Genomic DNA, 23,743 nt, shown 5'->3' with positions numbered 1-23,743 from the left:
CATGAAGGATTTTCAACGCTGCCAAGAGGCGGTGACGGTCCCGGCTTGTCTGTTGAAAGTAACTGTTTCGATTCACCTTCAACCGCTGGCCGTCGAGCTGGTGACGCTGGCCGCTGTAGCTGGTCTGTTCGCACTGGAGGATAAACTGACCAAAGCCTTGGTGCTCCAATGACCGTTACCGTCGGGAAATTGCTCCGCCGAGGAGATGAAATCAGTATCGAGCTTGGTCAGCTTGTCATCCGCCCGTCCGGTGACAAGGACGTTCCTGAAGAGTGGTTGCAGAAACATAAACCAGCTCTTCTGCGCGAAATCCTGGTCACGCTCGGTATCGATGCATATGAGTATGGCGGTTATTCGACGGGCAAGTTTGGTCATCAGCAGGCACCAGGTGTGGCGATCCAGCTTCCGTCGTTTGTAGATGGTCTGGATTCCCACGCCATCTTCAACGCGGAGCTGAATCGTGACCGTACTACCAAGGCAGGGGCAAAAGGCTCTGATCTGCCGAAAGGGCACTTTCGCATTGGCAAACGCAGCCATCTCTACCATTTCTGGCAGTCAACTGGCCTTCCCACGCCAAAGCGCCTTTCGTCGCTCCATGACTATCTGGGTAACCTGCGGGGCATCCTGTTCGCTGCAAAAATGGTAGCCGGCCGAAAAAACCGGCTGAACACCGCATCGCTCCGCCCCCTTTCCATCACTTCTGCTGAGGTGCGTAACGCCTTTCAGCCGGACAACTGCCGGACAACTGCCGGACAAGCGACGGACAACTGCCGGACAAAAGTGCCGGACAAGGATTTTGCTCCAGCCCAGCAAAATCAAGGTTTCCAAGGGAATCAAACCACGGGGACTGAAAACCACGGTAAAACGGTAATCAGTACAGACGGGTACACGGCAGTCAACGTATCTACCCAATCGCGCAAGCGACCACAAGAACAAACAGTGGAAGAGTGGCTGGCTGAGTGCTTTCCACCCGATAGTGATCACAACTAATCTCCTCATACCTGAGGACATCCACACATCGCTAAACACATGATTAAACGACGTGCCGAGCATCTCTGATTAGGTTAAAAACCATGAGCAAAAACAGGATATTCAAGGAAACACCCAAGACCCGGCTGATTGTGTCAGTTGAAATTGAAACCGTGGCCGCGATTGATCGGCTGATCCGTTATCCCAGCGCCAACCGTTCAGAGTTCGTGCGTCTGGCTATCGAAGAGAAGCTGGAGCGTGACGTGGTTCTGTTCCAGAACCGCGCCTCAGTAGCTCCTAAGCGTATTTGCAACAGTTGGATGATTTTCGTCAGCGCTAGAGCGTGGGAACTTTGATGATTTCTTGAGCAGTACGCGCGCGCGCGCGAAGGGTCCAGTATATGGGCCAAGCTACTGGAGCTGTCCATGGGTACCTGGTAGCAGACCAGGCCCGAAATGATAGCGGTAAGTTCTCCGGCCTGGCCTACATCGTCAATGAAATCCCAGTTCCACCGCAGACGGATAATCCGGCGCCGGCAAAACCGGCGCCGGCAAAACCGGCGCCGGCAAATCCCCCGCTAGTAAGTACTGAGCTTTTAGTGGGGACTGAAAAAGCAGCAATGGGGTCGCCTGACTGCTCCCAGGGGCGAGGACGGAATTTTCGATCAGGTCGCCACGTTTTCCTCGATCCACAGCAGCTCCTCGAATGGTGCCAGCGAAAGCTTGGCCGCGACCTCGGCTGCAACGATGGACAGCTCCAATATTCCCCCTGGGCTATCGTTCACCAAACGACTATGCAAAGGGTTTGAAGCGGACGCCTTAACGTCCGACTTCTTGGCGTCCGCCGCCATGGGGCAACTCCGTGGATACCCTTGGGGCAACGTCACCCCGGCATAACTGAGGGCGAAAGGATGAGCGCACGGGATGTCAATCCGGTTTCAACGCATGCAGCCTTGCAGGCGCTGGGCTTCAGGTCTGAGCCGAAGGTGTACTCCGAGCAAGAAACTGGCCTTTCATATGACTTTGGCAGCTTTCAACTGACAGCGGCCCGCATGATGAACCTGCAGATGCGCGAGGCTTGGCATCTTTCCGGACTGGTCGCCACATCACGATCCATCGCACAAATCGAATTCGAAATGCCACTGCAGGTTGACTCCGCCGAACAGTGTGCGGCTTGGATTGCATGGGCGCTTGAACACCAGCTTTGCGATGAAAGGCTTGTTGCCAGCATGAAACAAGAGTTGGTGATTCTGGGGTTGCAACATCAATCGACGCTCCCTTGGGTTCGTCAGCAGGCTGCGCATGCAGCCCGCCCACATTGCTGGGTAGAACGCTCATGGATGCGCCTGCTGTTCAAAACGCTGGCTGGGCACGTCAGCAAGGATGACCCAGACGACAGGATTTCAATTCGGTTTGATGGTGCCGTGCTGTCATTTCATGGGAGTGACTGGACGATTCCCGTCCCCGCAAGCGGCAATGCATGGACTGCCTCGTATGCAATCAAGGTTAGAGATTTCAGCAGCTTTCCGGCCCGGTTGATGCAGGCAGAAATCGGCATGTCGATCTGGGAAGACAAACTAACCATCGGTAACCGCTTTTATCGCGGGATAGCCATTGCCCAGTCTGCCGCACCGAGCTGACATTCGTGACAGGACGCTGGTTCATTCCAGGGATTTACAGATCGACTGGTTGCGCACGTTACTGGCAGTCGTGGATACCGGATCTATGACCGCGGCGGCGCGTCAGGTCGCCCGGTCCCAGTCCGCGGTGAGCATGCAGTTGAAGAAGCTGGAAGACAGCCTCGATCGGCCGCTGTTCAAGCGCGAGCCGAAGCAACTGACGTTGACCCCTGCCGGGTATGACCTGCTAGGCCACGCCCTCAAGGTGCTCGAAGCCCACTCGACGATGGTTGATGCGATGCACGGGCGCGCGGTCTCCGGGCGCGTTACTCTGGGTGAGCCGGATGACTATGCCCTGACCTACCAGATGTCGGCCCTGTACAGCTTCATGACCCGCTTCAGTGAGGTCGAGGTCACATTGGTCTGCGAAGACTCCGAAAGCCTCTGGGCAAAGGTCGACCGCGGCCAGATCGACCTAGCCCTGGTCACCAGCGACGGCCCTTCACGGGCGAACTGCTGTTCAGGGAGGCGTTGGTAGTTGTACCAGGTCGCCGATATGGCCCTTGGCCTAGGATGATTTGAGCAGACCCAGCGGCAGCATGGCCAGCAGCCATTTCAGGGCGTCGAGTATGGGTTGCAGAATGGTTAAAGTGTCCATTGCAATCCTTTGCGGCATAAGGCCTAGAGGTTGGTGGTGCTTCTGATCAGTCTGATCAAGCGCATGAAGTCAGCGTTGTTGCTGTGGCTTTTCCAGCGGTTGGCAAAGCGGCAGACGATCTGCAGGTTGCCGGGGGCATAGTGGCCATCGCTGTCGATTCGGTCGAGAGAACACAGCTGTTCGTCATCGTCCTGCGCCCGATCCAGCTGCATCGATATGCCCGTGAGCGCGCATAGGCCTTCCTGCATGTGGTACAGCTCTTCAATGTAGAGCTGTAGTTCTTCTTCGTCTGGGAAGCCGAAATCTTTGTTCTTGGCCCAACGGACTACTTCTTGGCCGTTGGACTGTTGTGTTGTTTCCCACGCGGTGCGTGCCATCCGGTATGCAGCAACTTTGAGGTTGCTAAACGAGCTCACAAGTCCCGCTTTACGCACGGCCGTTTTTTCTCGCCACTCTCGGCGCTCATGCCATGGGGTCAGGTCGTTCCCCTGGACAAGCGCCAATGCGTACTCCGCATAATCGGGGGATAGCTGCTGAAGGGTAGCTTCGGTTGAAAGGAAGTCCCACGCCTTCGGATGCAGTGCACTCCATTCCAACCGACTACCGCTCAAGCTGACTTTTGCCCAAGGTTTGCAGGGCTTATGGCACACGTAGACAGGCTTGGGAGGATTGCCGCTGGGGTCTTCGCCAAGTTCAAAGGCCGGAGCATCAGGTAGCGACTCGGTCCACCACAGATCATTCTTCTCGCGGTGAATCCAGATATCGCCGGATGTTTGCGCAATGATGGTCATCAAGTTGAACCAGCGTGATGCCACCCCCAGTGTCGGAACCATGCCTCGAGCGGTTTTCTCATGTTTCAGTGTCGTCTCGATAAAGCCTTCACGGTCGCCTGCAGCCCAAAAGCGATGGGTCTTTTCGGTGTTCATGGTGGCAACGGTCGAACGACGAAGGCAGTTGGGCCACTCGTAGTTTTCACGGCCGAAATTGGCGATGAACACTCGCTTCATGTGCTTTTTCTTCCTCGCTTGGCCTTGGGCGCGGCGGCGTGTTGGGCTTGAATGCGCTCCAGCAGCACGCTGGCCGGTTCGTCGTTGGGGTCTTGGGGTACCAGTTCACCACGGAAGGCCTTGACCAGGATGCTGTGGGTCAGATTGTCGATACGGCTCTTGGCCGAGGCGACTTTGGCTTCGAGTTGGTCGGCGTAGGCTAAGAGTTGTTCGACGCGGCGGAGGATTTCGATTTGTTCCTCGTATGGTGGCAAGGCGACTGGCAGCCTCTTCACATCGGCCAGATTTATACCTTTTTGCGCCACACCACGGACTTTGCCGACCAGTAAACGCTGCCCAAGTGGGCTCTGAAGAAGACTTGCAAGATAGAATGGCAAAACTGATGGAAGCGTCGGAATCATTGCTACTTCACGACTAATATTGCAGTCACGCAAAGACTCCGGAGCTACGCCAACATTCCCCACGGAGCCACGAATCGCCAGTAATACCTCGCCACCTTTAAGTCGAGTCCTTTTGTAGCCTTGCTCGATATCTGGGGAAACGACCTTTAGGCCTGAAGTATCAATAAATAGATTCTTTACGTCACCACACCTAACAGTAGGAACCCCTTTACTGACAGCGTTACCCGTCTGAACGATTCCGTAAGGAATCCCTCTTTCTGGCTCAACAAGCTGTTCCAAGGCGTATTTACTCCAAAAGGAAGGCAATGGTTCTCCCAAGAGTTCCTCAGCTCCAGCCAGCTCTTTCATGCCAAGGTCTTTCGCCTTGGGGTTCAGGGCGATATCCGGGCAAGTAGTGTTTTTCTCACGCCAGTCTTCTGTCAATTGCCCAGATACCGCAGCAGCAAGGACTGATTGGCGGAAGCGTTTAAGCAAGGCAGGGATGGTATCGATGCGGGCTTTGAGGGGGGCGACCTGGGCTAGTAGCTCATCGAGTTTATGTGCGATGCGGGTTTGTTGGGCGCGTGGAGCTAACGGAATTTCAAAAGCCTTAAGAATGGTCTGACTAATGTTTTGCTGACTTGCTCCTTGTCCTAATTCAATAAGTTCAGGTCTCGCCAGTTTCAATGCGTAAAATAGATATTTTTTGTCTGCGATATTTTCATTTTCATAGCAAAAAGCGATTGCTTGATTCGTGCAACACTCAATCTTGGTTATAGCTAATTTCCCGATTGAACCGTACATGGCAATCAAAATTGTCCCCGCTGGGACAATTTTGGCTGAACTATTTGCCAGTCCTAACTCGCTTAGGGAGTTACGTGTTGATGTCAACGGACCGTCGCGCAGATCACCTATAACGGCCCACGGTATTCCGCCATCGTAGTACGCCTGATTTCCTTTGGGAGGGGTACCGCCGCTGCCCCATGAGCCAATTAGCTCCAGTGGGACTGAGGCCCAACTTGTTGGCAACTCACTCATCGCAAACCTCCTGAGCCACCGCCAGACCCATCACCTCCGCCATCAGTTGCTTTTGCGCCGCCACTTCATCGTTGGCGCCCAGCGCCTTCATCAGCTCTTCTAGCTCATGCAGGGCTTCGGTCAGTTCGGCCATGGCCTCGCCGGCCAGAACTTCCGGCGCGGGCAGGTCGTTGGCGTCGAGACTGTCGGCGTCCTTGAGCCAGCTAATATCCAGTGAGTCGCCGCGCTCGCGAATCTGATCACGGGTGAATACGCGGAAGCGGCTGAATTCGCTGAGGCCTTCAACGTTCTCGGCGCGCGGACTATTCCCATTCGGATCATTCCCGTAGGCATCCTCGAATGACTTGAGATGGGCGGCGCCGAAAGGGGTGCGCTTGCCGAAGCTAGGCATATTGCTGCGCAGGTCGTAGACCCATACACGCTTGGTGCAGCCTTCATCCTGTTGCGGGTTATCAGGGCTGCCTTTCTGGAAGAACAGCACGTTTGTCTTCACGCCCTGGGCGTAGAAGATGCCAGTGGGTAGGCGCAGGATGGTGTGCAGATTGCACTTGTCCAACAGGTCGCGGCGCACGTCTGTGCCGATGCCGGCTTCGAACAGTACGTTGTCGGGCAGTACCACGGCCGCGCGGCCGCCGGGTTTGAGGCCGCGATAGATATGCTGGAGGAAGGCCAGCTGCTTGTTGCTGGTGCGGTAAGTAAGGTCGTCACGGGTCGGTCCTCCGCCGCCCTTGGCGGTGCCGAACGGTGGATTGGAGAGAATTACATCGACCCTGGGCAGGCCCGCGCCCACCTGGCCGAGGGCGTTGCCCAGGTGGACGACGCCCTCGTCATCTCCTTCCATACCGTGTAGCAGGGTGTTCATCAGCGCCAAACGGCGGGTACCGGGCACCAACTCGACGCCAACAAAGGCGCGACTGCGCTGGAAGCGGCGGTCCTTCTCATCGAGCGTATAGAGGTCGTCGGTGTGATTCTTGATGTAGGCGTCGGCGGCAATCAGGAAGCCGGCGGTGCCGGCGGCGGGGTCCTGGATGGTTTCGCCGGGCTGCGGGCGGATGCAGCGGATGATGCTGTCGATCAGCGGGCGCGGGGTGAAGTATTGGCCGGCGCCAGATTTGGTTTCGCTGGCGTTCTTTTCCAGAAGGCCTTCGTAGAGGTCACCAAGGCCGTCTTCACGGGCGCTGAACCAGTCGATGCCGTCGAGACTCTTGATCAGTTGCTCAAGGTGTCGCGGTTCCTTCAGTCGGGTCTGAGCGTCGGCGTATATGGCGGCGATCAGCGGGTCGCTGTTCTTACCCAAATCCAGCAGCATCTGCCGGTAGTGGTTGAGCAGGGTAAGCCCTGACTTCCCTTCGAGGTCGGGCCAGCGGGCACCGACGGGCAACTTGTGGGCGAAGTCAGCGTTGTTCTGCACCTGCTCGTATTCCATCTTGATGAACAGCAGCAGCACCAGCTCGGTGACGTAGTCGCTGTAGTTGATGCCGTCGTCGCGGAGGACGTCGCAAAGGTTCCAGAGTTTTTGGACGATATCGCTGTTGGTCATGGGGTTCTCGTAGAAATTGAATGAGCTGGTGTAGGCGCGAATTCATTCGCAATGGTGGCAGCCGTGCACTAATAACTGCCGCAGTCGTCGAGGATGCTCAACCCGTCTGCGGCCAAAGGTTGTCGTTCAGCGCTTCGATGACGTGACTGAGGTGGCCAGCGAGTAGCTTATCCAGCCGCTTGGCGCCGCCATCCTGGGCAAAGTTTCGGTTGAGCACTTCATGGTCGAGCACCACTTCATGAGTCAGTTGCTTGGCCAGGCGGTCCAGCCATTTGCGCTGCACTGGCGTCCAGGAATGCAGGCCGTAGATTTTCTGCATCGCATTGTTAACACGCTGCTCAAATGGCAGGAGTGCTTCGCCGATGGCAGCTTGGCGAATGTAGCCGACGATGCTGGCGGCGATTTCCTGGTTGGTCTGGTTGCGCCAGGCGCTGCTCAGGTTCGCCTCGCTGTAGCCGTTCTGGTCCAGCAGTAGGCGGACCTCGCGAAGCTGTTCACGGGTGAGGTCTTTGGGGCGATTGACTACCACGCCGAGCGCGACGGACTGGTTGAGCTGGTTGTGAATGAACTGGTGGAAGCTCTCCAGGTAATCCTGCGGTTTCTGGTTACTGCCATAGTTTTGCTCGCGCAACATCAGCTCGTCGCTGTGAGTGGCGATCACCGGACAGTTTTCCGAGCCCAGTAGGGCGCTGACCTCGGCCAGTTGGCCAAGCAGGTGGCTGTGCTGGCGCACGAAGTTGGCAGCTTGCTGCGGGCCGAGGTCCTGCAGGTGCCTGTGCAATTGTGCCGGCGCAACGCCCCAGGCGTCCTCCAGTTCATTGAGTTTTTTCTGCAGTGTTGGCTTGGTTTCAGCCTTGTGGCTGGCCTTGCGCAGGATGCGCATGACACGTTGGCTGAGTTGGTCGAGCACGTCATGGGCGTGACTGCTGCCTTCCACGTTGCCGGGGGCATCGAAACTGCTGCCATGGGTCAGCTCGCTGACCAGTTGCTCCAGCGTTACGTTGGGGTTCTTCACCAACGGCTTCATGGTGTCGACCTCTTCCAGACTGGCGTAGAGATCGACGGGGTCGTAGATGCGGAACACGGTCTTACCGATGTCGTCACAGCGACGGGTCGCGCGGCCTTTCATCTGCTCGTAGAGGATGCGTGAGCGCACGCGGCGCATGAACACCAAGTTGCAGATCGCCGGCACGTCGATGCCAGTGGTGAGCAGGTCGACAGTAATGGCGATGTTCGGGGTGCGTTCGTTCTTGTAGCGGCGGATGAGTTGTTCGACCTTGTCACTCTGTCCGGTGATGATTTCCACGCTCGCTTGGTTGTACTGGTCGCCGTGCAGATCCTTAAAGGCGTCGTCCAGCAGGTTTTTGACTCGCTCTGCATGAGCCTGGTTGACACAGAAGATCATGGTCTTCTCTTCGCCCTGCGGGTCCAGCTCCTGAGCCAGCTGCTCACAGATCACCTTGTCGAAACCTGGGGTGATGACCCGTCGGTTGAAGGATTCGATGTTGAAGTCGAGTTCGTCTTCCAGCTCGGCTACATCGACTTCCCCGGTCTGGGTGTTGATCACGCTGACGCTGTCGCCCTTGGCGAAATGAATACCGTTCTGGCTCAACAGGGTTTCATAGCGGATGGGCGGTTCGTGGTCGATCAGCCAGTCCTCAGCCACGGCTTCACGGTAGCTGTAGGTGAATACCGGTTTGCCGAAGATTTCGCTGGTGTGTTTGGCCGGGGTGGCGGTGAGGCCGACCTTGCAGGCGTCGAAGTAATCAAGTACGCGGCGGTATTGGGAGAGGTACTGGCCGTGATCGCGCACGGCCAATTCGCCTTCGGTCATTTCCTGGTCGAGGGTGTAACCGCGGTGGGCTTCGTCGACGATGATGCAGTCAAACTCATCAATGGGTGGAGGCGTGTCGGACTGGAAGATGCGTCGCACCATGGCCTGTACTGTGGCTACTTGAATGCGGGTTTCCGCTTCGGCGGCCATGTCGCCGGGCTCCTTGATGTCGTAGATCTGCGCCAGGGTGTGGTTCTGCTCCAGTGGTGCTTCGTTGAACGCGTCGATAGCCTGTTGGCCAAGAGCGCTACGGTCGACCAGAAACAGAATGCGCTTGAAGCGTTCGGCTTTAAGGAAACGATACATCAGACCAATGATGGTGCGTGTCTTGCCGGTGCCTGTGGCCATGGCGAGCAGACAGTCGCGCTGGTTGTCAGCTAGCGCCTGCTCTACTGCACGGATAGCATTTTCCTGATAGTCACGTAGCTTGAGATAGGCGAAACCTTCCTGTTGCAGCTGCGCCTCGGCTTCTTCGCGGCTGCGCTTGAGCAAGTCGAGCAGGCCGGCCGGAGTATGGAAGTCCTGCAGTGGTCGGCGCAGGTATGCCGGGCTGCGCAGATCGCGAAACCAGATGCCCGATTGTTCTGCCAGTTGTTTGATATAGGGCCGGCCGTTGCAGGCGAAGGCGAAGGGGATGTGGAAGCTCCCGCCTTGACCATCGAGCCATGGCTGATTCAGACCCGAAAGCTGCCAGCCTTTTTGATGTTCACCCGCGAGGACAAATTGGCGGGAGTAGCGCTCTGCCTGGGGTATGCGATTGGCAATATTGATGCGTTTGCGTTTGGCTTCGACCACGGCCACGGGTGTGAGCCCAGCGAACAGCACATAATCGGCATCCTCCCCCGGCTTACTGGTAGGCCATTCGGCGATGGCCTTGTTCTTGCCCTTCTCTGGACGTGCACCCTTGCTGTACTTGAGATCCAGCGAATCCGCCTCCCATCCGGCTTCAATCAGTTGCTGATCGATCAGGATGCGGGTGAGGTCCTCGTTGAGGTCAAAGCTGCTGCTGGCCTGCTGAGTCTTGTGCTTGACCAACTGCGTGGTCTGCGGTTTGGCTGCAAGCTCCTGCTGTAGTGCTTTGACGCGCTGTTCAAACTCATCGCGCAAGTTGGTTAGTTCGGCTTCGTGTGCCTCGGCGAGTTGCTTGTGGCCACGTGACTCTGCATCCATCTGCTCGGCAAGAACGGCATACTCCTCGGCCTCGCGCTTTTTCAGCTCGGTGAGTTGCTGGTTCGATTCCAGTTGTTGATTGGATTCGTTGAGTTGGGCTTTGAGTAGTTCGATCTGGCTTTGCAGGTCGCGCAGCGGAACACTGGGGTCTGCCGGTGTAGCGAAGGGGCCTGGTTTGAAGGCGCTGCCTGCTTTGCCTAACGCCTTGTGAAACCACACGCAAAGCTCACGTGCCACCTTGAGGCCATCCAGAGCATCGCGGTGGAGCGTGTGGAAACCGTGGGTGGCCTTGTTGCCTTCGATGCGCAGAGTGTGGAACAGGCTGACGATGTTGCGATCGAGCTGGATATCGCGGCCGATCTTGTAGAGCAAGTCAGCCTGCGTAGTGTTGGAGTCGAATTCGATGCCAGCGCGACTGGCCAGATCCTGTGCCAACGCTTCTCCCAGTTGCCGGAGCTTTATCAGCGTGGTGTTGGGGTCGCTGGAGAACACGTGCTCGGCCGTATTGGCGAGCTGAAACAATACTGGGTCGTGTTCTTGGAGGAAGGCAAAGTTACTGCTTGTGGTCATCGTCGATCCTTCGCGAAAGCCTTATGCCACTGGCCATGAATGAAATTACGCCTAGCTTTACGAAAGTTACCGTAATGATATGCACATGGCCAGTTGCCAAACGTACTCCTCCCCGGAAAAGCAAAGACGTCTCAGCAGGAGCTAATCGGGATACTAGCTGGCGTTTTGAGAGAAATCGGGATGCAAGGACGTGCGGCACAGCTGCTGCTCAAGGTCGAGGTGATTGACCGGTGATTGACGGCTGGGTTTTTGAGAAAAGGGTTGCGAACACAACCCCTTGATTTTAATGGTGGGCCCACACGGACTTGAACCGTGGACCAAAGGATTATGAGTCCTCTGCTCTAACCAACTGAGCTATAGGCCCTCAGTAGGCCGCGGATTATAGCGACGGTTTCGCGGCTGTGCTATCCGAAAAGTCTGAAACTGTTATACGAAGAAACGTCGCGGCAAATTCGTCGGGGGGCAGGGGCACGCTGACGATGTAGCCCTGGATTTGCTCACAACCTTCGTCGGCGAGGAATTGCTGTTGCGCATGAGTCTCCACGCCTTCGGCGATCACGGTGAATTGCATGCTGCGGCCAAGGGCGATGATGGCGCGAACGATGGCGGCATCGTGGGGGTCATCCGGCAGGCCGCGAACGAAGGACTGATCGATCTTGAGAATGTCCAGCGGCAGACGCTTGAGGTAACTCAGTGACGAGTAGCCGGTGCCGAAGTCGTCGATCGCCAGTTGTACGCCCAGTTGCTTGAGTTGATGCAGCACCGCCAATGCTTCCTCAGCCTGGCTCATGATGAAGTTTTCGGTGATTTCCAGTTGCAGGAAGTCCGGTTTGAGGCGGTTGTCCTTGAGCAATTGTTCGATTCGGCCGAGCAGGTTGGGTTGGCGCAGTTGAGCACCTGCAAGATTGACGGACAGCGGGCCGAGGCCCTCGTAGGTCGAACTCCACTCACGCATTTGCCGGCAGGCGGTCTCGAGCACCCAGTCGCCGATTTGCAGAATCATGCCGTTTTCTTCGGCCAGGGAGATGAAACGTTCCGGTGGAATGTCGCCCAGGGTCGGATGGCGCCAGCGAATCAATGCTTCGGCGCCCACCAGGCGATAGTCGTTAAGGCTGATTTTCGGTTGGTAGTAGAGGTGCAATTCATTGCGCTCGATAGCGCGTCGTAGCTCATGTTCCAGCGCTACACGTTCACTGGCTTGCGCGGTGAGGTCCCGGGTATAGCTTTCCACCCGGTTGCGACCCTTGGCTTTGGAGCGGTACATCGCCGCGTCGGCGTTTTTGATCAGGGTGGCGACGTCGCCGCCGTCCTGTGGATAAAGGCTGGTGCCAATACTGGAGCTGATGAAAAACTCATGTTCACCGGCCTGGAACGGTGCGGTGAAGCAATTGAGCAGCTTGGTGGCGATGTTGTCGGCGTCGCTGGGTTGCTGCAGGCCCGGTAACAGGATGATGAACTCATCGCCACCCAGGCGCGCTACGGTGTCGATATCACGCAGCTGCTCTTTGAGGCGCACGGCAATGCCCTTGAGCAGCAGGTCGCCGACCGGGTGACCGAGGCTGTCATTGATGTGTTTGAAGCGATCCAGGTCGAGGAACAGCACCGCGCCCTGGCCGCCGTTTTCCCTCTGGATATTGAGCGCTGTCTGCAAGCGACTTTCGAAAAGCGTGCGGTTTGGCAGGCCGGTCAATGGGTCGTGGTGTGCCTGATAATCGAGCTTGGCCTGGGCGTGTTTGAGGCTGGAAATGTCAGCGAACACGGCCACGAAGTGGGTGATGAATTTATCCCGGTTGCGCACGGCGCTGATGGTCAGCCAGCTCGGGTACAGCTCGCCGTTCTTGCGTCGATTGGAAATCTCGCCTTGCCAGTGACCTTCAGCAGTCAGTTGGTGCCACATGGCCGCGTAGAACGCGCTGTCATGCAGACCCGAGGCAAGCAGGCGCGGCGTGTGGCCCAAGGCCTCGCTTTCGCTGTAGCCGGTGATCTCGGTGAACGCACGGTTGACCGCGCTGATGTGTTGCTGGGTATCGGTGATCAGCACGCCTTCTGCGGTGCTCTCGAACACGGTGGCAGCCTGTTGCAGTTTTTCCTGCATCATGTGGCGCTCGGTGATGTCCCGGGCAATGGTCAGCATGCAGTCCTCGTCGCCGATCGGCAGCGGACGGCTGGACACCTCGCATAGGCGGATCTGTCCGTCGCTGCGGCGAATATGGCAACTGAAGTCGCGGACAAAACCGTCGCGGTGCAGCAGATCGAGCATCTGTTTGCGTTCGTTGAGATTGACCCAGATCCCCAGGTCCAGGGCCGAGCGATCCACCGACATCGCGCTGTTGAAGCCGGTAATGCGGCTGAAACCCTCGTTAACCTCCAACAGCAACCCGTCACTCTGCCGCGACAGCAACAAGCCGTCCGGCGAGGCATGGAAGGCCTTGGCGAACTTCTCTTCGGAGGTTTGCAGTTGCTGCTGGGTTTCCTTGAGTTGCGTGATGTCGCGCACTACGACCACCAGTGCCGGGGTTGTGTCGAGGTCGAACGGTTCAGCCGAGATCAGGCCGGTAAACACCTGACCGTTGCTGCGGCGAAAGGGCATCTCCAGGTTGCGGATGCTGCCGGCCTGCAACCGCTGCAACAGGCCCGGCCCCACGCCGGGAATGCCCCAGATGTTGAGTACGGTGGCGGTCTGGCCGATGACATCTTCGGCTCGCAGGCCAATCTGTTCCTCGAACGCTTCGTTGACCTCCAGCAGGCAGCCGTCCGAAAGTCGCGCGATCACCAGAATGTCCGGGCATTGCTGGAATACCGAGGCAAATTTCTGTTCCGACAGGCGCAGCGCTTCTTCGGTGCGCTTGGTCTCGCTGATGTCGATCATCAGCCCGCGCATCACCGGTTCATGACCATGCTCGATCAGGCTGACGATATCGCGCACCCACAGGCAGCGCCCATCAGCGGTAATGACTCGGTAATCGAGAGTGTGATCGCGTCCGGCCAGCACTTCGTGATCGCAGAAACTCTGCGCGCGGGTGAGGTCGGCCGGGTGAATGATGTTGCGCCAGAAGCCCGGAATCAGCCAGTGGGAAAGGGGATAGCCGAGCAGGTCCTCAGCGTGGGGCGACACGTAGCTGTAAGTGAAGTCGCTCATCCGCGCTTCCCAAGCGACGGCCGACAGGCTCTCCACCAGTCCACGGTAGTGATACTCGCTGCTGCGCAGTTCCTGTTCCAGATCCACCCGACGGGCAATTTCCGAACTCAGGCGACGGTTGATCCGGATGACCACTGCCAGCACGATGATCAGCAGTAGCAGTCCCGGCAAGCCGTAGACCAGCAGGTCGGACCAGAATGTTCGATGATCGAGGACATTGCCGACCCAATGTTCTTGAATGGCGCTGATTTCGGCCGGGCTCATGTCTGCCAGGACCTTATCGAGAATGCCAACGAGCATCTTGTTTTCCCGGGGCACCCCCATAGCCAATTGATAGCGATAGGGGGTTTCACCGCTGACATACAGCCCATCGAGCTTGAGCTGGCGCAGGCTCCACACGCTGGAAGCGAGATCGCCCACCACGGCATCCACCTCATCGGTTGCGAGCGCTTGCAGCGCCGAACTGACGTTAGGCATTGCTACCAGATTCAGATCGGGGTTGTGCGTGCGCAAAAGCTCATGGGGTGCGTAGTTTTCCACCACGGCGATTTTCAGCCCGTATAAATCCTCGATTTTCCGTGGCTGAGGGCCGCCGACATGGGCCAGGATGACAATCGGGAAGTCCAGATAGGGGCGGGTGAACGACAGATAGTTCTGGCGTTCCGGGGTCGACATGATGCCGGGTAACAGGTCCAGCTTGCCTTGTTTGGCCTGCTCCAGCACGACCGACCAGTTTACGGGCTCAATGGGCGTGAGCTTGATGGCCAATCGTTGGCGAATCTGGTCGATATAGTCCGCTGCAAGGCCCTGATAGCGGCCCTGATCATCGCGAAACTCAAAAGGTGGCCATGACGCATCCACACCCAGGCGCAAGTCCGGGTGGGCCGCAAGCCAGCTACGTTCTTCGTCGGTCAGAGTCAGCGCGCCAGCCGTTGCGGTCCAGGTCATCAGCGACAGCAAAAAAAGCACGGTCGGCAGTCTGGGCATAACGGTCTCGTTATGGCTCGGGGGAATGCTTCGAGTGTAGACGGGCAAATCGGCGGAAGGGGCGCAGCGCGGGGGTTTTTATCGGCATAAAGCAAAACCCCCGGCCTGGGCCGGGGGTTTTGTGATCACTCGTCGAGGAAGGAGCGCAGATGCTCGCTTCTCGTCGGGTGGCGCAGCTTGCGCAGCGCCTTGGCTTCGATCTGACGAATCCGTTCACGGGTCACGTCGAACTGCTTACCAACCTCCTCGAGGGTGTGGTCGGTATTCATGTCGATACCGAAGCGCATGCGCAGAACCTTGGCTTCACGGGCAGTGAGGCCGGAGAGAACTTCGCGAGTCGCTTCTTTAAGGCTCTCAACGGTAGCAACATCGATTGGCGACTGCATGGTCGAGTCTTCGATGAAGTCACCCAGATGGGAGTCTTCGTCATCACCGATCGGGGTTTCCATGGAGATCGGCTCTTTAGCGATCTTCAATACCTTGCGGATCTTGTCCTCAGGCATTTCCATGCGTTCGCCCAGCTCTTCCGGGGTCGGTTCGCGACCCATTTCCTGCAACATCTGACGGGAAATACGGTTGAGCTTGTTGATCGTCTCGATCATGTGCACCGGAATACGGATGGTGCGGGCCTGGTCGGCGATCGAGCGAGTGATCGCCTGACGGATCCACCAAGTGGCATAAGTCGAGAATTTGTAGCCGCGGCGGTATTCAAACTTGTCTACCGCTTTCATCAAACCGATGTTGCCTTCCTGGATCAGGTCGAGGAATTGCAGGCCACGGTTGGTGTACTTCTTGGCGATGGAGATCACCAGACGCAAGTTCGCTTCAACCATCTCTTTCTTCGCGCGGCGGGCCTTGGCCTCACCGATCGACATGCGACGGTTGATGTCCTTGATCTCGGCGATCGTCAAACCGGTTTCGGTTTCCAGTGCGGTCAGCTTCTGCTGGCAACGAATGATGTCCGGTTGCACGCGACCAATGGCTTCAGCGTATTTGCTTTTGCCTTTAGCCAATGCGTCGGACCAGCTTTCGTCGACTTCGTTGCCCGGGAACTGGCGCAGGAAATCGGCACGCGGCATGCGAGCATCACGAACACAGAGCTGCATGATTGCACGCTCTTGCTGACGCAGACGGTCCAGGGCACTGCGAACACGCTCGACCAGGCCTTCGAATTGCTTCGGAACCAGTTTGATCGGCATGAACAGCTCAGCCAGCGCCAACAGTTCGGCAATCGCCGCCTTGTTGTTGCGACCGTGCTTTTTCAGCGCTTTGCGAGTGATTTCCATCTGATCGGCAACAGCGCCAAAACGCTGTGCAGCGATGACCGGATCCGGACCGCTTTCGGCTTCTTCTTCGTCGTCCGAAGCTTCGGCGTCATCGTCGTCGGTGTCGTCGTCCGCTTTCACGGCTTTCGGGTCGACCGGCGGTGGCACTTCGGCTGCAGGCGGCGCAATGCCGTCGTCCGGGTCGATATAACCGCTCAGGACGTCGGACAGGCGGCCACCTTCGGAGGTGACGCGGGTGTACTCGGAGAGAATATGATCAACCGTGCCAGGGAAGTGCGCGATTGCGCTCATCACTTCACGGATGCCCTCTTCAATACGCTTGGCGATTTCGATTTCGCCTTCACGTGTGAGGAGCTCTACAGTACCCATTTCGCGCATGTACATGCGCACCGGGTCGGTAGTGCGACCAATGTCGGTCTCGACCGCTGCCAACGCTGCTGCTGCCTCTTCGGCCGCGGCTTCGTCGGTATCGGCGTCGGCCAGCATAAGGGAATCCTTATCTGGCGCAACCTCGAATACGTTGATCCCCATGTCGTTGATCATGCGGATGATGTCTTCCACCTGTTCCGGATCTGAAATATCCTCCGGCAGGTGGTCGTTGACCTCCGCGTAAGTCAGGTAGCCCTGCTCACGACCCAGTGTGATCAACTCTTTGATACGAGACTGCTGTTGCGCTTTTCCGGACATAACACCCTATCCACTGAAGGTCTTGGCGGGCAAAAAACAAGCCGAGGATTATACCTGAGCTATGACCTCACGCGCCAGTTGAGGTCGGGTTTGATGCGGAAACATTCTGTTTTAAAAGGTCGCGCATCTGCTTTGCTATCTGAATTTGCTCTTCAGCCGTCAATCCCGGCTGCCTTGCTTTCTTGATAAGTTCATCGAGGGTCTGCGTATGCTGACCCGCGGATAACCTAGTAATGGTGTCTAAAAACTGTTGTTCAAGGTTATCGCCGTCAATTAGCCATTCCTTTTCTGCGAGAGCTTTCAACAGGCGTCCTTGCTCGGTGCCGTGCCAGCGAGCCATTAGCTGAATAGAGTTTAGCTTAGGATTTTTTTGCACAGCCTCGATCAATGCGATCAGTACCTGAGCATAGGTGTTGCTCTCGTTGGCAAAATGATCGGCGCTTTCGACTTTGCCGGCCAGCTGTGGGTGGTGGATAAGCGTACGCAGCGCGATAAGCGTCGGGGCTTCCACTGCCACCGGTGTGCGCGGGGCATACGACTCATCGCGATCACCGCGCTTGCCGTTTTTGCTCCAGGGTTTCTTGTCCCATTTCTTGCCGCCGGCACCGGGCTTCTTCGGCGTCCATTCCTGCTGTGGTGCGTAAGCTTCCTGGGGCTGATGGAAGTCGGCGTAGTCCGGCATGGCGTCGTAATCCATGCCTGGGTCATAGGTCGGCGGCGCATCCTGAGGTGCGCTGTGTACCAGTTGGCTGACCGCTTCACCGCTCAAACCCGTGATTTCCAGCAAGCGCTGACGCATAAGGGTGCGCAGGTTGGCTCCCGGCACCTTGTCGATCAGCGGCGCGGCAAGTGTGGCCATGTGCGCCTTGCCTTCAAGTGATCGCGGGTCTGCTTCTTCGGTGAGTTGCTGGAAGAAGTAATCGGCCAGTGGCTGCGCGTGCTGGTTGATACGTGCGCGAAAGGCGTCAGTGCCTTCTGAGCGGACCAGTGTGTCCGGGTCTTCGCCTTCAGGCAGGAACAGAAAGCGCGCGCGCCGTCCGTCCTGCAGGCTCGACAATGTTGCTTCCAGGGCGCGCCATGCGGCGTTGCGACCCGCCTGATCGCCGTCGAAGCAGAACAGCACGCTCGGCACGACGCGAAACAGCCGCTTCAAATGCTCTTCGCTAGTGGCGGTGCCCAACGTCGCGACGGCATTGCGCAGGCCTTGTTGGGCGAGGGCGATGACGTCCATGTAGCCTTCGACGACGATTATTTCGTCGAGATTGCGGTTGTTTTTGCGCGCTTCATACAGGCCGTAGAGTTCCTGGCCTTTATGGAATACCGGGGTTTCCGGTGAGTTCAGGTATTTCGGCTTGTCGTCGCCCAGTACCCGGCCACCGAAGGCAATGATGCGTCCGCGGCTGTCGCGGATCGGGAACATTACGCGATCACGGAAGCGATCATAGCGTTTGCCGGTTTCGGCATTCTCGATCAGCAGGCCGGCATCAATCATGGCTTTTTGTTGCAGGGTATCGCTGCTCAAGTGCTTGAACAGATTGTCCCAGCCTGGCGGCGCAAAGCCGAGACCGAAGTCCCGGGCGATTTCGCCGGTCAGCCCGCGACCTTTCAAGTAATCCACGGCGGCTTTGCGCGATGGATGGCTTTTCAGGGCCTGACGATAAAAATCGGCCGCGGCGGTGAGCAGCGGGTACAGCGGCGAATCAGTCGGCTGCCGTGGCTTGTGCGGTCGGCCGCTTTCCTCGCGCGGGATTTCCATGCCGGCGGATTTGGCCAGTTCTTCGACGGCCTGGACGAAATCCAGGTTGTCGTGGTCCATGATGAAGCCGAGGGCGTTACCGCCAGCACCGCAGCCGAAACAGTAATAGAACTGTTTGTCGGGGCTTACGCTGAAAGACGGCGTTTTCTCTTTGTGAAACGGGCAGCAGGCAGTGTGGTTCTTGCCGGCTTTTTTCAATTGCAGGCGCGAGCTGACTACATCGACGATGTCGGTGCGGTTCAGAAGGTCGTCAATGAAGCTCTGGGGAATTAGCCCGGCCATGGCGTTCTCGTCATCTGCGCTGAAAGGGACCCAAAACGAAGGGCGGCCGAACGGGTCATTGTTTGAGGCGCGCAAAGTGTGCGGCTCGACCAGTGTCGTCTGCGTTATCGCTATCGGGAAGTGTATCTGCCGAAAATCCACTGACGTTAATGCTCATCAGTATTCGACTATTTGAAAATGTTGCGCTGAATCCGGCTGCGACCCGTCGAGAGTCTCGGATAGCTCACAATCTGGCACGCAAGCGGTGCCTTGGGCTGATCGTCGTGAGAGGAATCAGTGGGTGTGCTCGTCAGTAGCCTTGAAAGGCTCGTCAGAAAAGACGTGCACCGCTGGCAAAAGAGCCAGGTCTGACGTAGTGAAGCAGATTTGTCTCGGTCGCATCTGCGGCTTCGACGGTGAAGCATCAAGCGTTTTACGCAAATGCCATTAGCCCGGCTGAGGGCCGGGCTTGGCAGAAGCTTGCTACGATCGTCTGTGTATTAGTACAGACGAACGGCGCGGCGCTGTTCGCGCTGAACTTTCTTGGCGTGACGCTTAACAGCGGCTGCTGCTTTGCGCTTACGCTCAGAAGTTGGCTTCTCGTAAAATTCGCGGCTACGAACTTCAGCCAGTACACCGGCTTTTTCGCAGGAGCGCTTGAAACGACGCAGAGCTACGTCGAAGGGTTCGTTCTCTTTTACTTTGACGGCTGGCATCCAGAGCTACCTTCATTCATTACCGGGGTCAACATCCTCGCGGCAAAAGAGCACTTGAAGACGTCGGTTTTTAAGGGTTGCGGATGTTAACCCCTCATCGCACGGAATGCAAAGCCTCTGATCGAAAACCGCTGGTCGGGGCATCACGCGGCGACTATTATGCGCGCCTTCGAATTCAGCCTAAACAAGGCGCAAACCCATGCTAGTACTGGGATTAGAAACCTCCTGCGACGAAACCGGTGTCGCATTATATGACAGTGAACGCGGCCTGCTGGCCGACGCGCTGTTCAGCCAGATCGACCTGCACCGCGCCTACGGCGGTGTGGTGCCGGAGCTGGCCTCCCGTGACCACGTCAAACGCATGCTGCCCTTGATTCGTCAGGTGTTGGCCGAAGCCGACTGTGTGCCGACCGAGATCGACGCCATCGCTTACACCGCGGGTCCTGGCCTGGTGGGTGCGTTGCTGGTGGGCGCTTCTTGCGCTCAGGCGCTGGCCTTTGCCTGGGGTATTCCGGCGCTGGGCGTGCACCACATGGAAGGTCACTTGCTGGCACCGATGCTGGAGTCGCAACCACCTGAATTCCCGTTCGTCGCTTTGTTGGTCTCGGGCGGCCATACGCAGTTGGTTCAGGTCGACGGAATCGGTCAATACACCTTGCTGGGCGAGACGCTGGACGACGCCGCAGGCGAAGCGTTCGACAAAACCGCGAAGATGATGGGCCTCAATTATCCCGGCGGTCCGGAAATCGCGCGCCTGGCGGAGCAAGGGGTTGCAGGACGTTTCCTCTTCCCGCGTCCGATGTGCGACCGCCCAGGCCTGGATTTCAGCTTCAGCGGCTTGAAAACCTTCGCCTTGAACACCTGGCAGCAGTGCGTGAGCGCCGGGGACGACAGCGAGCAAGTCCGTTGCGACATCTCGCTGGCGTTCCAGCAGGCCGTGGTGGAGACTTTGACCATCAAGTGCAAGCGTGCCCTGAAAGCGGCTGGCATGAAGCGCCTGGTGATCGCTGGCGGCGTCAGTGCCAACAAGGCGCTGCGTACATCGCTGGAAAAAATGCTCGGTGACATGAAGGGCGATGTTTTTTATGCCCGTCCACAGTTCTGCACCGACAACGGCGCAATGATTGCCTTCGCCGGTTGCCAGCGTTTGCAGGCGGGTCAGCAGGAAAGTCTGGCGATCAGTGTTCAGGCACGTTGGCCGATGGAGCAGTTGTCGGCACTGTGATGAGCGGCGCTCATGTCCGGCATCTAGAAATGCCGTTCGCGCCCCGCAAACAGGTCGCGTAGATTGCCGCGATGACGCCAGACGATCATCCCGGTGAGCGCGCTCATGGGCAGTAGCGCCGCCGGTTCTTGCCAGGCCAGCAATGGCAGGGTGAGGGGAGTGGCGATCAGCGCGGCCAGCGAGCTGGTGCGGGTCAGGTAGAACGTCAGCACCCAGGCGCAAACCGCCAACAGTGCGGCGGGCGGGTAAAGGCCCAGTAACATCCCGGCAGAGGTGGCAACGCCTTTGCCCCCGCGAAAGCGGAAGTACAGTGGGAACAGGTGGCCGATGACGGCGCAGACGCCGATCCAGGCCTGATCTTGCAGCGAAAGTCCGGCAATACCGGCGATCAGCACAGGCAACAGACCTTTGCAGAGGTCGCCGAGCAAGGTCAGGATGGCGAGCTTTTTGCCGGCCAGACGAAACATATTGGTGGCGCCGGCATTGCCCGAGCCACTCATTCGCGGATCGGGGTTTCCGGTCAGGCGGCTGAGCAAAATGGCGAAGGACAGAGAGCCGAGCAGGTAGGCGAGGATCGCCAGTAACCAAAACATGCTAACTATTCCGGGCGAGGACGCCCTGATTCTAACGGCGCATTGCGCCCTTGTCGTGTAGCGGAGAAAAGTGCTTGGACAGAGTGTTTATCGAGGGCCTGGAAGTCGACACCGTAATTGGTGCCTACGACTGGGAGCGAGGCATCCGACAGTGCTTGCGTCTTGATCTGAGTTTCGCCTGGGATAATCGTCCGGCTGCCGCCGGTGACGACCTGACCCTGGCGCTCGATTACGCGAGCGTTTCGTCGCGCATCCAGGCGTTTGCCGAGCAGGCCCAGTACCAATTGGTCGAGACTTTTGCCGAGCGTCTGGTGGAAGTACTGATGAGCGAATTCAAAATCACCTGGATGCGCCTCAAACTGACCAAGCCAGGTGCAGTGCCTGCCGCTACCGGCGGCGTGGGCGTGGAGATCGAGCGCGGATGTCGCTGACTCAGGTGTATCTCGGGCTCGGTAGCAATATCGAGCGCGAAGCCCATTTGCACGCCGGCCTGGATGCCTTGGCGGGTTTTCTGGTGGACATCCGTTGCTCGGCGGTCTTCGAAAGTCAGCCGGTGGGGATCAAGAGCGGGCCGTTCTTCAATTTCGTGGTGTCGGCCTATACCGACCTGCCGCTGATAGAACTGGACCGCCGACTGAAATTCATCGAGGCCGATAACGGTCGTTATGCTCCGGACCGCAAAGGGCTGCCGCTGGACATTGATGTGTTGCTGTTCGGTGACCTGGTGGGCAACTTCGATGGCTTGATTCTGCCGCGTGCGGAAATTCTGAAAAATGCGTTTGTGTTGTGGCCATTGTCGCTGATTGCGCCGGATCGGGTGCATCCGGGCGTAGGCAAAAGCTTCGCGACGTTGTGGCGTGAAGCGCAAATTGATCAGGTGTTGGCGCCGGTGGCGTTTGAGTGGCGCGGGGATCAGCTGACGCCTTCGAGTTTGTTGTAAGGCAAAAAGATCGCAGCCTTCGACAGCTCCTACAGAGAAACACATATTCCTGTGTAGGAACTGCCGAAGGCTGCGATCTTTTGATTCTGCTTACACGCTTTCCTTGTAAACCTTCAACGCCTTGAGTCGCTCACGCTTGATCGCCTCACCCAGCTCCGGCCCTTTGAATCCCTTCTCAAGCAACGGCTGAACCGCCACGCTACGCGCCGCGTTTGCCGCGCCACGCAGATAATCCGCCTGTGGGTAACTTCTCTCCTCCAGTCCCTTGCGCCCGCGCGCGTCCATCTCGCACGCCGCGATGAATTCCTCGAACCGTTGCGGTCTGCGGTAGACGTCGAAACTTTGCAGCAACTCCAGCAAGGTCGAAGGCTTCAGCTCCAGGGCGCGATGGCCGTGGGTGTGATATTCGCCCACCAGCAGCGCCAGTTCCTGGCAATCTCTCGGCGCCTTGAAACGTTCGTTGACTGCTTTGATCAGCTTCAGTCCCTTGAACTCATGAGCAATATGCCGAGGCCATTCTTCCTCCGGCGTCAGGCCTTTACCCAAGTCATGCAGCAGGCAGGCCCAGCGCACAGTCAGCGGTTGTTTGTGTCGGGCGGCTTGCTCCAGCACGCTCAGAGTATGCACACCGGTGTCGATTTCCGGGTGATGAGCTTCCGGTTGCGGCACGCCGAAAAGTGCATCGACTTCAGGAATCAACACGTTCAGAGCTCCGCACGCGCGCAGCACTTCAATGAATACCTGTGGTTGCTCTTCCATCAAGGCGCGGGAAATTTCTTTCCAGCTTCGTTCCGCCGTCAGCGCTTCCAGTTCACCGGATTCACTGAGTTGACGCATCAACTCCAGGGTCTCCGGGGCGACGGTGAAGCCAAGCCCGGCATAACGTGCTGCAAATCTCGCCACACGCAGCACCCTGAGAGGATCTTCAGCGAACGCGGGAGAAACGTGTCGGAGTAAGCGTGCTTCCAGATCGCTCTGGCCGTGGTAGGGGTCGGTCAAATTCTGCTGATCATCCTCAGCCATGGCATTGATCGTCAGGTCGCGGCGGATCAGGTCTTCTTCGAGGGTGACTTCGGGGCTGGCGTGGAAAGTGAATCCACCATAACCGCGTCCACTTTTGCGCTCGGTACGGGCGAGGGCGTATTCCTCACCGCTTTTGGGATGAAGAAATACCGGGAAGTCCGCGCCCACCGGGCGAAAACCCTTGGCAAGCATTTCCTCGGTGGTGGCGCCAACGACGACCCAGTCGATGTCGGTAACCGGTTTGCCCAGCAGGCGATCGCGAACCGCCCCGCCAACTTTATAGATCCGCATAAAAAACCTCCGTTAGCTCGACAGGATAACCGTTGCGTCAAGCTTTCGGAGGCAC

Annotated in this window: 19 protein-coding genes and 1 tRNA gene; 8 read left to right on the top strand and 12 right to left on the bottom strand. The window is 57.7% G+C overall.

The annotated features are described in order from the left end of the window. Position 1: 1 nt before the first annotated feature. The 3 genes from NL64_RS30025 to NL64_RS06830 all read left to right on the top strand — a co-directional run bounded on the left by NL64_RS30025 (position 2) and on the right by NL64_RS06830 (position 1,325). Positions 2-172: a hypothetical protein gene (locus NL64_RS30025; protein WP_155292727.1), complete on the top strand. Its 171-nt coding sequence runs from the start codon at positions 2-4 to the stop codon at positions 170-172. Next, positions 169-990: a hypothetical protein gene (locus tag NL64_RS06835; RefSeq protein ID WP_052321216.1), complete on the top strand. Its 822-nt coding sequence runs from the start codon at positions 169-171 to the stop codon at positions 988-990. The genes NL64_RS30025 and NL64_RS06835 overlap by 4 nt, the downstream gene beginning before the upstream one ends. Positions 991-1,073: 83 nt before the next feature. After that, positions 1,074-1,325: a ribbon-helix-helix protein, CopG family gene (locus NL64_RS06830; protein WP_034147392.1), complete on the top strand. Its 252-nt coding sequence runs from the start codon at positions 1,074-1,076 to the stop codon at positions 1,323-1,325. Between the two features lie 308 nt (positions 1,326-1,633). Here the strand turns inward: NL64_RS06830 and NL64_RS06825 are convergent, their stop codons facing one another. Continuing rightward, a complete protein-coding gene (locus NL64_RS06825; RefSeq protein ID WP_034147391.1) occupies positions 1,634-1,819 on the bottom strand; it encodes a hypothetical protein in 186 nt (61 codons plus the stop codon). A 60-nt stretch (positions 1,820-1,879) separates the two neighbouring features. On the opposite strand from NL64_RS06825, the gene NL64_RS06820 reads away from it, so the two are divergent. Further along, entirely contained in the window at positions 1,880-2,608 is a 729-nt protein-coding gene (locus NL64_RS06820) for a hypothetical protein (RefSeq protein ID WP_034147390.1), read from the top strand. Between the two features lie 49 nt (positions 2,609-2,657). Next, complete coding sequence (locus NL64_RS06815; protein WP_253277062.1) at positions 2,658-3,125, top strand: LysR family transcriptional regulator; 468 nt, start codon at positions 2,658-2,660, stop codon at positions 3,123-3,125. Between the two features lie 143 nt (positions 3,126-3,268). Here the strand turns inward: NL64_RS06815 and NL64_RS06810 are convergent, their stop codons facing one another. From NL64_RS06810 to rpsU, 9 genes are all read right to left on the bottom strand, one after another. Continuing rightward, positions 3,269-4,252 (bottom strand): hypothetical protein, encoded by a 984-nt coding sequence (locus tag NL64_RS06810; protein ID WP_034147389.1) that lies wholly within the window; start codon positions 4,250-4,252, stop codon positions 3,269-3,271. Continuing rightward, on the bottom strand, positions 4,249-5,670 hold the full coding sequence (locus tag NL64_RS06805; RefSeq protein WP_052321215.1) for a restriction endonuclease subunit S: 1,422 nt from the start codon (positions 5,668-5,670) through the stop codon (positions 4,249-4,251). Before NL64_RS06805 ends, NL64_RS06810 begins: the two co-directional genes overlap by 4 nt. Continuing rightward, positions 5,663-7,210 carry an N-6 DNA methylase gene (locus NL64_RS06800; RefSeq protein WP_034147388.1) on the bottom strand — a complete coding sequence of 516 codons (1,548 nt, stop codon included), beginning with the start codon at positions 7,208-7,210 and terminating at the stop codon, positions 5,663-5,665. The genes NL64_RS06805 and NL64_RS06800 overlap by 8 nt, the downstream gene beginning before the upstream one ends. 97 nt (positions 7,211-7,307) lie before the next feature. Further along, positions 7,308-10,784, bottom strand: coding sequence for a type I restriction-modification system endonuclease (gene hsdR, locus NL64_RS06795; RefSeq protein ID WP_034147387.1), 3,477 nt, complete (start codon positions 10,782-10,784; stop codon positions 7,308-7,310). Between the two features lie 287 nt (positions 10,785-11,071). Then, positions 11,072-11,148, bottom strand: a tRNA-Ile gene (locus NL64_RS06790). A gap of 15 nt (positions 11,149-11,163) precedes the next feature. Further along, positions 11,164-14,910: a bifunctional diguanylate cyclase/phosphodiesterase gene (locus NL64_RS06785; protein WP_034147386.1), complete on the bottom strand. Its 3,747-nt coding sequence runs from the start codon at positions 14,908-14,910 to the stop codon at positions 11,164-11,166. Between the two features lie 125 nt (positions 14,911-15,035). Then, positions 15,036-16,883 carry an RNA polymerase sigma factor RpoD gene (gene rpoD, locus NL64_RS06780; protein WP_034147385.1) on the bottom strand — a complete coding sequence of 616 codons (1,848 nt, stop codon included), beginning with the start codon at positions 16,881-16,883 and terminating at the stop codon, positions 15,036-15,038. 67 nt (positions 16,884-16,950) lie between these two features. Beyond that, complete coding sequence (dnaG, locus tag NL64_RS06775) at positions 16,951-18,921, bottom strand: DNA primase (protein WP_034147384.1); 1,971 nt, start codon at positions 18,919-18,921, stop codon at positions 16,951-16,953. A 479-nt stretch (positions 18,922-19,400) separates the two neighbouring features. Further along, positions 19,401-19,616, bottom strand: a complete 216-nt coding sequence (gene rpsU, locus NL64_RS06770; RefSeq protein ID WP_002551877.1) for a 30S ribosomal protein S21 — start codon at positions 19,614-19,616, stop codon at positions 19,401-19,403. Between the two features lie 199 nt (positions 19,617-19,815). Here rpsU and tsaD point away from each other — a divergent pair, with 199 nt between their 5' ends. Further along, the gene (tsaD, locus tag NL64_RS06765; protein ID WP_034147383.1) at positions 19,816-20,841 is read left to right on the top strand and encodes a tRNA (adenosine(37)-N6)-threonylcarbamoyltransferase complex transferase subunit TsaD; all 1,026 of its coding nucleotides are present in this window, start codon (positions 19,816-19,818) and stop codon (positions 20,839-20,841) included. A 23-nt stretch (positions 20,842-20,864) separates the two neighbouring features. Here the strand turns inward: tsaD and plsY are convergent, their stop codons facing one another. Continuing rightward, positions 20,865-21,434, bottom strand: a complete 570-nt coding sequence (gene plsY / locus NL64_RS06760; protein WP_034147382.1) for a glycerol-3-phosphate 1-O-acyltransferase PlsY — start codon at positions 21,432-21,434, stop codon at positions 20,865-20,867. Between the two features lie 74 nt (positions 21,435-21,508). Here plsY and folB point away from each other — a divergent pair, with 74 nt between their 5' ends. Together folB and folK are read left to right on the top strand one after the other, a co-directional pair. Next, the gene (gene folB / locus NL64_RS06755) at positions 21,509-21,865 is read left to right on the top strand and encodes a dihydroneopterin aldolase (RefSeq protein WP_015097071.1); all 357 of its coding nucleotides are present in this window, start codon (positions 21,509-21,511) and stop codon (positions 21,863-21,865) included. Beyond that, positions 21,856-22,374, top strand: a complete 519-nt coding sequence (gene folK, locus NL64_RS06750; protein WP_034147381.1) for a 2-amino-4-hydroxy-6-hydroxymethyldihydropteridine diphosphokinase — start codon at positions 21,856-21,858, stop codon at positions 22,372-22,374. The genes folB and folK overlap by 10 nt, the downstream gene beginning before the upstream one ends. A 90-nt stretch (positions 22,375-22,464) precedes the next feature. Here folK and NL64_RS06745 read toward each other — a convergent pair whose 3' ends face one another. Continuing rightward, positions 22,465-23,688, bottom strand: a complete 1,224-nt coding sequence (locus NL64_RS06745; RefSeq protein WP_034147380.1) for a multifunctional CCA addition/repair protein — start codon at positions 23,686-23,688, stop codon at positions 22,465-22,467. Positions 23,689-23,743: the final 55 nt, after the last annotated feature.

The sequence above is a fragment of the Pseudomonas fluorescens genome (assembly GCF_000802965.1).
Classification (GTDB): domain Bacteria; phylum Pseudomonadota; class Gammaproteobacteria; order Pseudomonadales; family Pseudomonadaceae; genus Aquipseudomonas; species Aquipseudomonas fluorescens_A.
This window is presented reverse-complemented; position numbering and strand designations above follow the sequence as displayed.